The sequence below is a fragment of the Curtobacterium sp. 9128 genome, from assembly GCF_007673775.1.
In the GTDB taxonomy this organism is placed as follows: domain Bacteria; phylum Actinomycetota; class Actinomycetes; order Actinomycetales; family Microbacteriaceae; genus Curtobacterium.
The window spans coordinates 46770-60510 of record NZ_VEAF01000002.1 but is presented as its reverse complement, the minus strand read 5'-3'; the positions used below and the strand labels follow the sequence as shown (position 1 = coordinate 60510).

Annotated in this window: 14 protein-coding genes; 10 read left to right on the top strand and 4 right to left on the bottom strand. The window is 71.7% G+C overall.

Annotated elements, in window-relative coordinates; genetic code table 11:
• Window positions 1-128 precede the first annotated feature (128 nt).
• Both FS641_RS03525 and FS641_RS03520 read left to right on the top strand, forming a co-directional pair.
• Complete coding sequence (locus tag FS641_RS03525) at window positions 129-2291, top strand: MDR family MFS transporter (protein WP_186317564.1); 2163 nt, start codon at window positions 129-131, stop codon at window positions 2289-2291.
• Between the two features lie 58 nt (window positions 2292-2349).
• Window positions 2350-2979, top strand: coding sequence for a TetR/AcrR family transcriptional regulator (locus tag FS641_RS03520; protein ID WP_260855674.1), 630 nt, complete (start codon window positions 2350-2352; stop codon window positions 2977-2979).
• Window positions 2980-3340: 361 nt separating this feature from the next.
• Here the strand turns inward: FS641_RS03520 and FS641_RS03515 are convergent, their stop codons facing one another.
• Window positions 3341-3619 (bottom strand): GlsB/YeaQ/YmgE family stress response membrane protein, encoded by a 279-nt coding sequence (locus FS641_RS03515; protein WP_144760053.1) that lies wholly within the window; start codon window positions 3617-3619, stop codon window positions 3341-3343.
• Window positions 3620-3750: 131 nt separating this feature from the next.
• The gene (locus FS641_RS03510; protein ID WP_144760050.1) at window positions 3751-4014 is read right to left on the bottom strand and encodes a glutaredoxin family protein; all 264 of its coding nucleotides are present in this window, start codon (window positions 4012-4014) and stop codon (window positions 3751-3753) included.
• Between the two features lie 82 nt (window positions 4015-4096).
• On the opposite strand from FS641_RS03510, the gene FS641_RS03505 reads away from it, so the two are divergent.
• From FS641_RS03505 to FS641_RS03475, 7 genes are all read left to right on the top strand, one after another.
• A complete protein-coding gene (locus FS641_RS03505; RefSeq protein ID WP_144760047.1) occupies window positions 4097-5050 on the top strand; it encodes a PrsW family intramembrane metalloprotease in 954 nt (317 codons plus the stop codon).
• 40 nt (window positions 5051-5090) lie between these two features.
• Complete coding sequence (locus FS641_RS03500; protein WP_144760044.1) at window positions 5091-6773, top strand: adenosylhomocysteinase; 1683 nt, start codon at window positions 5091-5093, stop codon at window positions 6771-6773.
• Window positions 6770-8065, top strand: a complete 1296-nt coding sequence (locus tag FS641_RS03495; RefSeq protein ID WP_260855673.1) for an amidohydrolase family protein — start codon at window positions 6770-6772, stop codon at window positions 8063-8065. The genes FS641_RS03500 and FS641_RS03495 overlap by 4 nt, the downstream gene beginning before the upstream one ends.
• Window positions 8062-8541, top strand: coding sequence for a cupin domain-containing protein (locus tag FS641_RS03490; RefSeq protein ID WP_260855672.1), 480 nt, complete (start codon window positions 8062-8064; stop codon window positions 8539-8541). Before FS641_RS03495 ends, FS641_RS03490 begins: the two co-directional genes overlap by 4 nt.
• Window positions 8542-8627: 86 nt before the next feature.
• Window positions 8628-9452, top strand: a complete 825-nt coding sequence (locus tag FS641_RS03485; protein WP_144760042.1) for an ABC transporter substrate-binding protein — start codon at window positions 8628-8630, stop codon at window positions 9450-9452.
• Window positions 9453-9456: 4 nt separating this feature from the next.
• Window positions 9457-10347, top strand: a complete 891-nt coding sequence (locus tag FS641_RS03480; protein ID WP_144760039.1) for an amino acid ABC transporter permease — start codon at window positions 9457-9459, stop codon at window positions 10345-10347.
• Complete coding sequence (locus FS641_RS03475; protein WP_144760036.1) at window positions 10344-11078, top strand: amino acid ABC transporter ATP-binding protein; 735 nt, start codon at window positions 10344-10346, stop codon at window positions 11076-11078. Before FS641_RS03480 ends, FS641_RS03475 begins: the two co-directional genes overlap by 4 nt.
• A 135-nt stretch (window positions 11079-11213) precedes the next feature.
• Here the strand turns inward: FS641_RS03475 and FS641_RS03470 are convergent, their stop codons facing one another.
• Window positions 11214-12179, bottom strand: coding sequence for an NAD(P)H-quinone oxidoreductase (locus FS641_RS03470; RefSeq protein ID WP_144760033.1), 966 nt, complete (start codon window positions 12177-12179; stop codon window positions 11214-11216).
• Window positions 12180-12334: 155 nt separating this feature from the next.
• Between FS641_RS03470 and FS641_RS03465 the strand changes: the two genes are divergently transcribed.
• Window positions 12335-12781, top strand: coding sequence for a hypothetical protein (locus tag FS641_RS03465; protein ID WP_144760030.1), 447 nt, complete (start codon window positions 12335-12337; stop codon window positions 12779-12781).
• A 62-nt stretch (window positions 12782-12843) separates the two neighbouring features.
• Here the strand turns inward: FS641_RS03465 and FS641_RS03460 are convergent, their stop codons facing one another.
• A complete protein-coding gene (locus FS641_RS03460; RefSeq protein ID WP_144760027.1) occupies window positions 12844-13725 on the bottom strand; it encodes an aldo/keto reductase in 882 nt (293 codons plus the stop codon).
• Between the last annotated feature and the right edge of the window lie 16 nt (window positions 13726-13741).

Below are 13741 nucleotides of genomic sequence, written 5' to 3'. Positions count from 1 at the left end.
GGCAAGATTGCGTGGCGGCAATTCTGCCGATGGTGTAAAGTTGCAGCGTCTGCAAGGTTGACCCGCCGCGCGAGCCCCGGCGTCCCTCCAGGCCGCATCGACCACCACACGCACTCAGAAGGACCCCCATGTCAACTGCCACCGCACCCGTCGAGGTGCAGCGCGGGCGATCATCGGCACCGGCGACCACGCCGGGCAAGCCGGTCATGTCGCACCGCCAGATCCTCCTCGTCATCTACGGCCTGATGGCCGGGATGTTCCTGTCGTCGCTCGACCAGACGATCGTCGGGACGGCGATCCGCACCATCGGTGACGACCTGCACGGGCTCGACCAGCAGGCCTGGGTGACCACCGCCTACCTCATCGCGAGCACGATCACCACGCCGATCTACGGCAAGCTCTCGGACGTCTTCGGCCGTCGTCCGCTCTACATCTTCGGCATCGCGGTCTTCATCATCGGCTCGCTGCTGTCGACCATGTCGACGTCGATGATCATGCTCGCCGCGTTCCGTGCGTTCCAGGGCATCGGCGCGGGTGCGCTGATGTCGCTGCCGCTGGCGATCATGGGCGACATCCTCGCCCCGCGTGAGCGTGCGAAGTACCAGGGGTACTTCCTCGCCGTCTTCGGCATCTCGAGCGTCATCGGCCCGCTCATCGGCGGCCTGTTCGCCGGCGCCGACCAGATCCTCTTCGTGACCGGCTGGCGCTGGGTCTTCCTGATCAACGTGCCGATCGGCGTCGGCGCGCTCCTCATGGTCATCGCGTTCCTGCACCTGCCGAAGTTCGGCGACGCCAAGGCGAAGCCGCGCATCGACTGGTGGGGTGCGACCTCGGTCATCGCGACGCTCGTCCCGCTGCTCCTCGTGGCCGAACAGGGCCGCACCTGGGGCTGGGGCTCCGCAGCCGCGATCACCTGCTACGTGATCGGCGCGCTCGGCCTCGTCGCCTTCCTGGTGATCGAGACGCTCATGAAGGACGACGCCATCATCCCGCTGAAGCTCTTCCGCTCCGGGGTGTTCTCGATGGCGACCATCCTCGGCTTCCTCGTGGGCTTCGCGATGTTCGGCGCCATGCTGACCATCCCGCTGTACCTGCAGATCGTCACGGGGCTGACCCCGACCGAGTCGGGCTTCGCCACGCTGCCGATGATCGGTGGCCTCATGATCGCGTCGATCGCCTCCGGGCAGATCGTCGCCCGGACGGGCCGGTACCGCCAGTTCCCGATCATCGGCACCGCGCTGGTCTCGGTCGGCTACGTCGTGCTGACGTTCATGACGATCGACAAGCCGCTCTGGTTCCTGATGATCGGCATGTTCCTCATCGGGCTCGGCCTCGGACAGCTCATGCAGAGCATCACCCTCGCCTCGCAGAACTCGGTCCAGCCGCGCGACATGGGCGTGGCCACCAGCTCGGCGACGTTCTTCCGGCAGATCGGTGGAACGCTCGGCACCGCGGTGCTGCTCAGCGTGCTCTTCTCGATCATGCCGACGAACATCGTGCACGCCACGGCGGACAAGGCGAACCTGACCGGTGCGCTCGACGCCGCGCTCAACCCGACCGTCGCCTCGGCGAAGGCCAACCAGGGCGTCATGGAGCAGATCTGGAACCCGATCGTCACCCCGCTCAAGCAGCAGGTGTCCTCCGGGCTGACCGACGCGACCGGCGCCGCGAAGCAGGCAGCCGACCAGGCCGTCACGCAGCAGGTCACCGCGGCGGTCCAGCAGCAGGTCGCCGCCGGCACCGTCCCGGCCGCCGCCGCGCAGGGCGTCATCGACCAGCAGGTCGCCGCGGCACTGCCCCAGGCGGAGTCGCAGGCGCTCGCCGCAGCAGCGGACAAGGCCCACGCCTCGGTCCAGGACGGCGCCCTCGTGGTCGACTGGTCGAACCGGGACGAGCGCACCTACTGGGTCGACCGGGTCGTGCCCGACCTCGTGCAGCAGATCGACAAGGGCACCGGTTCGTCCGGCAGCTCCAGCTCGGAGACGAGTGACACGTCGTACCTCAACGGTGCGGCACCGGCGCTCACGCGGCCGTTCATGACCGGGTTCAACTCCTCGGCCGTGACCGTCTACTGGGTCGGCCTCGGCGTGATCCTGCTCGCGTTCGTCCTGAGCTGGTTCTTCAAGGCGCCGCCGCTCCGCAAGAGCTCGGCCCTGCAGGAGCAGGCCGACGCGGACGGCACCGCCGACGACCTCGAGGCCCAGGCCGTCGAGGCAGCGAACACGGTGGGGTCGCCCACGGCGCCCGCCACCGGTTCGGTCCCCGTCCAGCGTCCCCGTTCGGACGACTAGGTCACCTCGGGGCCTCCCGCACACCGCGGGAGGCCCCGAGCCGCATCAGGAGCACCACGTGAGCACCATCCAAGCGCCCGACGCCCGCGGCGCGGAGACCGGCGGCATCGCGGTCGGCGGCATCGACCCCGAGTCCTGCGGTCTCCGGGAACGCAAGAAGCAGCGCACCCGACAGGCGATGCACGAGTCGGCCCTCGCGCTCGTCGGCGACCGCGGACTCGCCGGCGTCACGGTCGAGGAGATCTGCGCCGACGCCGGCGTCTCCACCCGGACGTTCTTCAACTACTTCCCGTCGAAGGGGCACGCCGCGCTCGGGTTGCCGGAGACCGCGATCCCGGACCGGGCTCGCGATCGGTTCCTGGCATCCGAGGGACGCCTCGTCGACGACCTCTGCGACCTCGTCGCGCACACCGTCGACCTGCCGGGCGACCGTGCGCGGGTGAAGGCGCTCGTGCAGGCCCGTCCCGAGATGGTCCCGACGATGCTGCAGTGGATGGCCGACGCCCGGCTCGCGGTCCACGCGATCGCCTGCGACCGCACCGATGCCGACACCGCGCGCACCGCAACGACGCTCGTGATGGCCGCGGTGATGGAGACCGCGCACCGGTACACGGTCGGCTCGCACGAGGAGCTCGCCGAGCGGGTCCGCGCCGTGGTGACCGAGATGGGTCGGCTCGCCACCGCATGACGGGAGGCTCGTGGCGGCCCTGCCACGAGCCTCCCGTCCGGCACCCGTCTGCTCGCTTGCCTGCCGCTGTCTGCAGGTGCCTGCCTGCCCGGCTGCCCGCCTGCCCGCCTGCCGAGCCTGCCGAGCCTGCCCGCCTGCCTGCCTGCCTCCCGAGGTTCCACGACTCGCCGCCTGCGTCCCGCGGGGTTCCGCAACTCGCCGTATCAGACCGGTGCGGTGCCAGAATTTCGGAACCTCGACGCGGGCCTCGACGGGGGCCTCGACGGGGCGGGGCGGGGGTGGGCGCGGACCGCGCGCGACACGAAGCAGCCCGCACCACGAGGATCCGTGGTGCGGGCTGCTTGCGCGTCGTGCGCTGGTGTCAGTTGCGGGCGGTGCGACGGCCCGCGAAGCGCGTGTAGATGAACAGCACGATGATCGCGCCGATGATCGACCCGATGATGCCGGCCGGCTGGAAGAAGCCGTCCATCGGGTCGTGCTGGAAGATCAGGAAGCCGAGGAAGCCCCCGACGAACGACCCGATGATGCCGAGCACGATGGTCGCGATGATCGACATGTGCTGCTTGCCGGGGATGATCAGGCGCGCGAGGGCGCCAGCGATCAGTCCGACGATGATCAAGCTGATGATGAGACCGAGCACGGTGTCCTCCTGGTGTTGCGGGGTGGTACGGCGCCGACGGGTTCGTCGGTGCCGCGCTCAGTCCCTGAGTGAACACCGTCATCGCTGACCATGTACCCCGCAATCTGTACCCCGACGGCGAGGGTCGGTCATCAGACCAGGCCGGACGCCTCCAGCTCGGCACGCAGTTCGGCATCAGAGGGCTCCACGAAGTGTCGGCCGTTCGGCAGCACCACGACCGGGATGTTCTTGCGTCCGCTGATCGCCTCGGCACGCTCTGCGGCGGAGGGGTCCTGCTCCACGTCGACGTACACGTAGTCGAGTCCGAGGCCGTCGAGCAGCGCCTTCGATCGCCGGCAGTCGCGGCACCAGTCCGCGCCGAACATCGTCACCTGGTCAGGGGTCGCATCGCTCATGCTGAGAGGGTACGTCGGGAAGCGTCAGGACATTCCCCGATCGGCGCGGTCCGGCGCCGCATCGGACGGGCATTGTGGGTCCATGAGCGCGACCGCCGACCTCCCCGTGGACCACCCGCACCACCGACACGGCTGGTGGTGGAAGACACTGCTCGTCGGCTTCGTGCTGTGGGCCGTGACGATCGTCGTGACCGTCGCCACGAGCAACACCAACCTCGTGCCGACGATCATCCTGCTCGGCAGCTTCCTGGTCCCCTTCACCGTCGTGCTGTTCGTCATCGAGCGGGTCACCGGCACGGTGAGCACCATGCAGCTCGTCACGGCGTTCTTCGTCGGCGGGATCCTCGGCGTCCTCGGGGCGTCGCTCCTCGAGTCGAACCTGCGCCAGGGAGCGCTGGTGTACCTCGGGGTCGGCCTGGCGGAGGAGTTCGTCAAGGGCGTCCTGCTCCTCGTCGTCGGCTGGCGCGTCCGGCCGAAGACCGCGCGGCAGGGGGCGCTCCTCGGGGCCACCGTCGGCGCCGGGTTCGCCGCGTTCGAGTCGGCCGGGTACGCGTTCAACGCGGCGATCACCACCAGGGGCATCGACCTCGTGTCGCTGCTCCAGACCGAGGTGATCCGCGCGATCCTCTCGCCCGTCGGACACGTGCTGTGGACGGCGATCCTCGGCGCGGTGCTCTTCGGCGTCGCACACGGTCGGCCGCGGTTCCGCTGGAGCTGGGCGATCCCGGTCACCTACGTGGTGGTGTCGGTGCTGCACGGCCTGTACGACTCGAACTCCACGATCTCGACGCTCCTGGCGTTCGTCGTCACCGGGACGCCGCTGTCCGCCGCGCAGAACGGCACCGTGCCGGCGTCCATCGCCGGGATCGCCACGACGCTCTACCTGGTCGGGCTCGCGGTCGTCTCGGCCATCGGCGTCGCGGTGCTCATCGGCGTGCAGGTGCACTACCGGCGTCGGGCCCGACGGCAGGACCCGGCACCGCGGCCGCACGTGCCGGGCTGGCACGACGCACCCCCGCCGCACGCACTCGGCTGAGCGGCTCCGGCGCGGCCGACGACAGCCCTACGCTGGGAGCATGCCGTCGCGCCCCGACCTCGAGACGCTCGCCTGGGCCTCCGCCGCAGTCCGGCACGTCGCCCGCACGACGAACCTCCTCGTCGCCGGTCGTCGCCACCGCATCGTCGGCGGCGACCCCCGCGACCGGGACGCCCTCGACGCCCTGCTCGGAGGACTCGGCGCACGACCGGCGTCGGCGGCCGAGCCCGTCGACCAGCTCTGGTGCCTCGGGAGCCCGGAGGCGAGCACGGCGGCCGTGGAGGACGCACTCGTCCCCGGGCACGCCATGGTCGTCGTCGACGCCGGTCGGCACCAGCCCGCGGTCGACGAGGACGCCTTCGGCCCGGTCGCACCCGTCCGCCCCGGTGTCCTCGGCGTGCCGATGACCTCCGACGACCTGTTCCTCGTCTCGACCGGCCGCGAGCCCGAGGACGACCCCGCCGCCGTGGCTCGGGTGCGGTGGGCGCGACGCTGGATGCCCGTCGCGCGGGCGGTGGCCGCCGAGCTCCGGGACAGCGGGCTCCTCCGGGGCACGCGCATCGGCGTCGCGATGGTCCTCGAACCGAAGACCGCCGTGCTCAGCCTGCTGCTCCGGGACGCCGGTGCCGAGGTGGTCGTCTACGCGCACGCCGACGAGACCGACGACGCCGTCGCGGACGTCCTCCGGCGTGCGGGGCTGACGGTGCACGCCGAATCCACCGCGACGCTCGCCCGAGCGCGGGAGCTCGCCCTCGCGATGCTCGACACGCGGCCGCACGTCCTGCTCGACGACGGGTCGCACCTCGTCCGCCTGGCGCACCAGGAGCGCCCGGACCTGCTCCCGACGATGCTCGGCGCCGCCGAGGAGACGACGAGCGGCCTCCGCCCACTGCGCGTGATGGCCGCCAGGGGAGCGCTCGGCATCCCCGTCGTCGCCGTGAACGACGCGCGCTCCAAGACGCTCTTCGACAACCGGCACGGCACGGGGCAGTCGACGGTGTTCGCGGCACTCGACCTGGTCGACGGGCTCCCGTCCGCCTCGGGGCACCGGGTGCGGCCGGGAGGCTCGGCGGTCGTCGCCGGGTTCGGGCACGTCGGCGAGGGGGTCGCGCTGGTGCTCCGCGCACTCGGCTTCGCCGTCACGGTCGCGGAGACCGACCCCGTCCGCGCCCTGCAGGCGCGCTTCGCCGGACACGCCGTCGCGCCGCTCGTCGAGGCCGTCCGTGACGCCGACCTCGTGATGAGTGCGACCGGCGTCCGCGACACGATCAGCCTCGCGGTGCTCCGCGCCTGCGCTCCCGACGCCGTGGTCGCGGTCGCGGGCGGGGTGGACCAGGAGGTCGCGCTCGACGACGCGGTGGCCGCCGGGGCCGTCCGCGCGGGCGTCGGTCGGAAGGTCGACCGGTTCACCTTCCCGGACGGCCACGGCGTCCTGGTGCTCGACGACGGCGGGTGCGTCAACATCACCGCTGCCGAGGGCAACCCCGTCGAGGTCATGGACCTGTCCTTCGCCGTGCAGCTCGGCGCCGTGCGGATGCTGCTCGAGCACGGAGACGAACTCCCGCGAGCCGTCGTGCCCATCGACCCCGAGGTGGACGAGGTGACCGCCCGTGCGGCGCTCGCGGCCTTCGGGACGAGCGCCGAGCCTCCCGTCCGCCCGGCGGCCGCGCTGCCGGACCGCGAGCCGGACGTCCGGACGCACCGTTTCGGGGACCCGTCGTGAGCGGACAGCCGACCACCGTGCACTCGGCCCGGGTCGTGGTGCCGATGACCGCGCCCCCGATCGCCGACGGGGCCGTCGCGGTGCGGGACGGCCGGATCCTGCACGTCGGCGACCGCGCCTGGGTCGTCGATCAGCTCGACGGGACGTCCTACACCGAGCGTCGCTGGCGGGGCGCCCTGTTGCCCGGCCTCGTCAACGCCCACGCGCACCTGCAGTACACCGGCATGGCCAGTGTCGGGCGGGGCCAGTACGGCGGCTTCGAGGACTGGGCCGCCGCGTTCAACGCCGTCTACGCGGACGACCACGACTGGCGTGCCGAGGCGGCAGCGGGCGCCGCACAGTCGATCGCGGCCGGTGTCACGAGCATCGCGGACATCGTCACCGACATCGAGGCAGCGACGGCGCTCGAGACGTCCGGCCTGGGCGGCATCGCCTACTGGGAGGTGATGGACTGGGAGAACGCGGCCTGGCAGGAGCACGGTCGCGACCAGGTGCTCGACGAGCTCGCCCGGATCCCGACCACCCCGGGAGCCGGCCTGTCGCCCCACGCGCCGTACTCGCTCGACGTCGCACCGCTGCTGGAACTGCCCGACATCGTCCGTCAGCGCGGACTCCGGCTGCACCTGCACCTCGGCGAGGCGGCGTTCGAGGGGGAGCGGAGCGCGACCTCCCCCGAGCACGGGACGGACTGGCACATGGCGAACGTGCCCTCGTTCCGGGCGATGCGGGCGCTCGGCTTCGGTGCGAGCGCCACGTCGTTCGTCGACCGGCTCGGCGTGCTCGGGCCGGACTGCCACATCGCACACGGGGTCTACATGACCGCCGCCGACCGCGCCCTGCTCCGTGCCCGGGGGACCGCCGTGGCGCTCTGCCCACGGTCGAACGCCGTCATCGGGCTCGACCCGCCGCCCGTCGCCGACTACCTCCGCGAGGGAAGCCCGATCGCGATCGGCACCGACTCGCTGTCGTCCTCGCCGTCCCTCGACCTGATGGCGGACGTCACCGCGCTGCACCGGATCGCCCGCGCGCAGGGCTACGGCCACCACGACCTGCACGAGCGGCTCCTCGCAGCCGCCACACTCGGTGGGGCGCACGCGATGGGCCTCGCCGTCGGCCCGGACCGGGTCGGCCACCTCGCCGTGGGGGCGCGGGCGGACCTGGCGGTGTTCGACGTTGACGCCCGCACGGTGCCCGACGCGCTCGCCGAACTCGTCGAGGACGGCGCCGGTCGGGCGGTCGGCACGGTGATCCGTGGCGTGGTGCGGGCGCAGGACGGGAAGATGGTGGCATGACGAACCAGATGGCACGGAAGACGGTCGACGGCGAGGTCGTCGCGTGGCTGGACGTCCCGCCGCGGGCAGCCGCGCTCGGGATGGAGCCCCACCCGGAGGGCGGCTGGTACGTCCGGACCTGGACCTCGCCGGCGACCGTGTCCACCCCGGCGGGGGACCGACCGGCGGCGACGCTGATCCACTTCCTGCTGCCGCCGGGGGAGGCCTCCGCGTGGCACCGGGTCACCAGCGACGAGATCTGGATGTGGCACGGGCCGGACAGCGTCGTGCTCGAGCTCGGCGGCGACGGGGACCAGCCGGAGCCCGGCGCGCAGATCACCCTCGGTGCCGACGCCGGGCGTGACCGGGTCAACGACGCGCAGGCGTTCGTGCGTGGCGGGGTCTGGCAGCGGACGCTCCCCGGTGACGGGGAGGTCCTGCTGAGCTGCCTGGTGTCGCCCGGGTTCTCGTTCGAGGACTTCACCCTGGCCGACTGACGTCGTGCCCGCGCAGGCGAGTCGCGGTGGTGTACCAGTTCCCCGTACGATTCCCCTGCCCCCACCCCCTGCACGAAGGCCCGACCGTGACTCGTTCCCTCCGCCGCTCCATCGCCGCCGTCGCCACCGCCGCGGTGGCCGCACTCGCGCTCTCCGCCTGCGCCGCCGGTGGCTCGTCCGGTGCCGACGGCACGGTGACCGACGGCAAGCTCACCGTCGCGACCGGGCAGCCCGCGTACTCGCCGTGGGTCGAGGACGACAAGCCGCAGTCCGGCAAGGGCTTCGAGTCCGCGGTGGCCTACGCCGTCGCGAATGAGATGGGGTACGACAAGGGGGACGTGGTGTGGAAGCGCAGCACCTTCGACAGCGCCATCGCGCCGGGTCCGAAGGACTGGGACCTCAACCTCCAGCAGTTCTCGATCGACGCCAAGCGCAAGAAGGCCGTCGACATGTCCACGCCGTACTACACGACCACGCAGGCCGTCGTGACGAGCACGAGCTCGAAGGCCGCCGCCGACGTCACGGTTGCAGCGCTGAAGAAGGACGCGATCGGCGTCGCGGCCGGCTCGACGAGCATCGCCAGCGTGAAGAACACCCTCGGGGTCACCCCGCAGGTGTTCAACTCGAACGACGACGCGGTCCTCGCGCTGAAGTCGGGCCAGATCGACGCGATCGTCACCGACCTGCCGACGGCCTTCTTCATGGCCGCCTCGCAGCTCGACGACGGCACGGTGTCCGCGCAGTTCCCCTCGGACGGCAAGGGCGACCAGTTCGGCTTCGTGCTCCCGAAGGGGTCGGCGCTCACGAGCAAGGTCGACACGGCGCTCAAGAAGCTCGACGACGACGGCACGCTGCGCGAGCTGCAGACGAAGTGGCTGTCGTCCGAGACGAACACGCCCGTCCTGAAGTAGCACGGTGAGCGTGCCAGCAGGTGCCGGGGCCCCGGTGACGACGGCCGGAGCGGCGGTCGCGCCCAGCGAGGTCGAGCTCGGGCGGCGGGTCTTCCGTCGGCAACGTGGACGTCGCGCCGTCCTGGCGTCGATCGCCTCGACGCTCGTGGTGCTCGTCGTCGTCTACTTCGGCGTCGTCAACACCCCGGGCTGGGCTGCCGTCCAGCAGTCCTTCTTCGACCCCGGCGTCGCGGTGACGACGTTCCCGGACGTCCTGCTCGGACTCTGGTTGAACGTCCGGATCCTGTTCTTCGCGTCGATCGGCGTCGCCGTGTTCGGGACGCTGCTCGCCGTGGTGCGCGGCCTCCGGAGTCCGGTGGCCTTCCCGCTCCGGGTGCTCGCGACCGGCTACACGGACCTGTTCCGCGGGCTGCCGCTCATCATCGTGCTGTACCTGGTCGGCTTCGGCCTGCCGGGACTCGGCGTCTTCCCCCGTCTGGCGCCGGAGTTCTGGGGCACGATCGCCATCGTGCTGACGTACTCGTCCTACGTCGCCGAGGTGCTCCGGGCCGGCATGGAGGCGGTGCACCCGTCGCAGCGCCTGGCGGCCAGGTCGCTCGGCCTGTCGCACGCGCAGACGCTCCGGCTCGTCGTGATGCCGCAGGCGATCCGGAAGGTCACGCCGGCGCTCATGAACGACTTCGTGTCGATGCAGAAGGACGTCGGGCTGGTGTCCATCCTCGGTGCGGTCGACGCCGTGCGGTCGGCCCAGATCGACGTCGCGAACGAGTCGAACTTCACGCCGTACGTCCTGGCCGGGCTCCTGTTCGTCGTGATCAGCCTGCCGCTCATCCGCGTCACGGACGCCGTCGCCCGCCGACAGCAGCGCCGCGAGCAGATCGGAGGGACGGTGTGAGCGCCGTGCTCGAGCTCCGCGGACTCCGGAAGTCCTTCGGCGACCAGGAGGTCCTCCGCGGGATCGACCTCACCGTCGACCGGCACGAGGTCATCTGCGTGATCGGGGCCTCCGGGTCCGGCAAGTCGACGCTGCTGAAGACGGTGAACCTCCTCGAGGGCATCGACGACGGGCAGGTGTTCCTGCAGGGTGCCGACATCTCCGACCCGCGCGTGGACGTCGACGCCACCCGTGCGCGCATCGGCGTGGTGTTCCAGCAGTTCAACCTGTTCCCGCACGTCACCGTGCTCGACAACGTGACCCTGGCGTCCCGCAGGGTGCACGGCGTGCCCCGCGCGACGGCCGAGGCCACCGCCCGGCGTCTGCTCGACCGGATCGGCCTCGCCGACTTCGCGGACGCCTACCCGGACCGACTGTCCGGCGGACAGCAGCAGCGGGTCGCGATCGTCCGCGCGATCGCGTCCGAGCCGGAGCTGCTCCTCCTCGACGAGGTCACGAGTGCCCTCGACCCGATGCTCGTCGGCGAGGTGCTCGACCTGGTGACCGAGCTGAAGCGGCAGGGCTCGACGATCCTGATGACCACGCACGAGATGCACTTCGCGCGGAACGTCGCCGACCGCATCGTGTTCCTGCACCGCGGCGAGGTCGTCGAGCAGGGGACCCCGGCCGAGGTCCTCGACGCCCCGCAGCACCCCGCGCTCGTCGAGTTCCTCGCCCGCGTGGGGTCGTAGCGGCACCACCCGCCGAACGCGCGTCCGATCGCGCCCCCGCGCGGACGTCGCGCCCCCTCGTGACCGGGCGCGAGCTGCGCAACGGGGCGCGGCGCAGGCAGGTGATCGCGTCGGCGCGAGCGGCAGCGCCCGCGGTCAGGGCTGCAGGAGCACCTTCCCGATGACCTCGCCGGCCGCCATCCGCCGGTGCGCCTCCCCGGCGTCGGCGAGGGGGAGCACCGCGTCGACCACCGGGCGCACCCGACCGTCGGCGACGAACGGCCAGACGTTGTACCGGACGGCCTCGACGATCGCGGCCTTCTCGGCGAGCGGTCGGGCGCGCAGGGTCGTCCCGCTGATCGTCGCCCGCTTGCGCATGAGGAGCCCGAACGGCAGCGTCGCCTCGGTCCCGCTGCCGGAGGCGATCACCGCGACGTGCCCGTTCGGTGCCAGGACCTCGAGGTTCCGCGCCAGGTAGTCCGGCCCGACCACGTCGAGGACCACGTCGACGCCGCGGCCGTCGGTGAACGCGAGCGCCCGCTCGACGAAGTCCTCGGTTCGGTGGTCGATCACCAGGTCCGCGCCGAGGTCCCGCGAGGCCTGCACCTTCCGCTCGCCGCCCGACGTCGCGATCACGGTCGCGCCCAGGGCCTTCGCCCAGAGGACCGCGTGCGAACCCATGCCCCCGGTGCCGCCGTGCACCAGCAGGGTCTGCCCCGGGCGGAGTCCGGCGATCATGCCGAGGTTCGAGTACACGGTGCACGCGGCCTCGGGCAGCGCTGCGGCCTCGACGAGGTCGACGCCGTCCGGTACGGGGAGCAGCTGCGTCGCCGGGACCGCCACCAGGGTCGCGTACCCGCCGCCGGAGAGCAGGGCGCACACCCGGTCGCCGACGGCCCACCCGGTCACGCCGTCGCCGAGGGCACGGACGGTGCCGGACACCTCGAGCCCCAGGACGTCGGACGCCCCGGGAGGCGGCGGGTAGTTGCCCTGCCGCTGCTGGAGGTCGGCGTTGTTGACCCCGGCGGCCGCCACCTCGACCAGGACTTCGCCGTCGGACGGCGTCGGGTCGGGGAGGTCGGTCAGGGAGAGTGCGTGCTCGTCGAACGTGATCGCCTGCATGTCCCCGACCGTACGCGCCGTGCACGCGCCGAGCGGTGTCGCGGAGCGCACAACGACGGCCGTCGACGCTGTGCGGTTCCCATGTACGCTCGGGGACGCAACCGTGCTCCCCGACCCGGGACCACGACTCGTCGACACCCTGGGGGATCACCACCATGAAGAAGTTCGCCGCGCTCACCACGGCAGCCGTCACCGTCGTCCTGCTCGCCGGATGCGCGTCCGGTGGGACCGGCACCGGCGAGGCGTCGACGACGCCCACGCCGAAGGCGCAGACCAAGGCCGAGGCCTGCAAGACCCTCGAGAGCGACATGAAGTCGGTCTCGAGCGAGCTCCAGTCGCAGATGAGCCAGATCCAGAGCGACCCGACCACGGCGGTCGCGAAGCTGAAGGAGTTCGACGGCAAGCTCAAGGACGCCACCGCGAAGGTCACGAACCAGGACGTGCACGACACCGCCTCCGGGTTCGAGCAGTCCTTCTCGAACCTCGTCACGCAGCTCGACGCGTACTCGAAGGACCCGCAGTCGGTGGACGCCACCAAGCTGCAGGACTCGATCACCGACGTGCAGAAGTCGACCCAGGAGATGAGCAAGGTCTGCGACTGACCGCAGCCGACGTGCGTGACGCGCCCCGTGCCTCCCGACCGGGAGGCGCGGGGCGCGTTCGTTCATGCGGAGGCGGCGGCCTGCGCGGCGTCCAGCCGCGCGACGTCCTCTGGACGCAGCCGGATGGTGGCCGCCGTGACGGAGTCGAGGATGGACTGCGGCCGTGAGGCTCCCGGGATCGGGATGACGACGTCGCTCTTCGCGAGCTCCCACGCCAGCGCGATGACCTGCGGTGTGACGCCGCGGTCACGGGCCACGGTCGCGAAGTCCGCGTAGGTCGACCCGAGGTCGGCGGCCGACGAGATGCCGCCGAGGGGGCTCCACGGCAGGAACGCGATGCTCATCTCGTCGCAGAGGTCGAGCTCGGCCTGGCTGGAGCGGAACGCCGGGGAGAACTGGTTCTGCACGGACACCAGGCGCCCACCGAGCACCTCGTCGGCGGTGCGGATCTGGTCGACGTCGGCGTTCGAGATGCCGGCCATCCGGATGACGCCCTCGTCGAGGAGCTCTGCGAGCGCGCCGATCGAGTCGGCGTAGGGGACCGCCGGGTCCGGGCGGTGGAACTGGTAGAGGCCGATCGCCTCGACGCCGAGGCGCTTCGCGGACGCCTTCGCAGCCTCCTTGAGGTACTCCGGGTGCCCGTTCTGCGCCCACGCACCGGGTTCCGGTCGCAGGTGCCCGCCCTTGGTGGCGATGAGCACCTCCGCGGTGTCGCCGTGGTACTCCCGCACGGCCCGGCCGATGAGCTCCTCGTTGTGCCCGACCTCGTCGTGCGCGGCCAGGTGGTAGGCGTCTGCGGTGTCGATCAGGGTCACGCCCGCTTCGAGCGCCGCGTGGATCGTCGCGATCGACCGTCGCTCGTCCGGTCGTCCCTCGATGGACATCGGCATGCCGCCGAGTCCGATCGCACTGACGTTGGTGTCACCGATGGTTCGCTGCTTCATGGGCCCAGCATGCGCC

Coding starts and splice junctions, on each gene's coding strand:
- FS641_RS03525 (WP_186317564.1), top strand. CDS start 129: ATGTCAACTGCCACCGCACCCGTCGAGGTGCAGCGCGGGCGATCATCG.
- FS641_RS03510 (WP_144760050.1), bottom strand. CDS start 4,014: ATGAGCGATGCGACCCCTGACCAGGTGACGATGTTCGGCGCGGACTGG.
- FS641_RS03505 (WP_144760047.1), top strand. CDS start 4,097: ATGAGCGCGACCGCCGACCTCCCCGTGGACCACCCGCACCACCGACAC.
- FS641_RS03500 (WP_144760044.1), top strand. CDS start 5,091: ATGCCGTCGCGCCCCGACCTCGAGACGCTCGCCTGGGCCTCCGCCGCA.
- FS641_RS03490 (WP_260855672.1), top strand. CDS start 8,062: ATGACGAACCAGATGGCACGGAAGACGGTCGACGGCGAGGTCGTCGCG.
- FS641_RS03470 (WP_144760033.1), bottom strand. CDS start 12,179: ATGCAGGCGATCACGTTCGACGAGCACGCACTCTCCCTGACCGACCTC.
- FS641_RS03465 (WP_144760030.1), top strand. CDS start 12,335: ATGAAGAAGTTCGCCGCGCTCACCACGGCAGCCGTCACCGTCGTCCTG.
- FS641_RS03460 (WP_144760027.1), bottom strand. CDS start 13,725: ATGAAGCAGCGAACCATCGGTGACACCAACGTCAGTGCGATCGGACTC.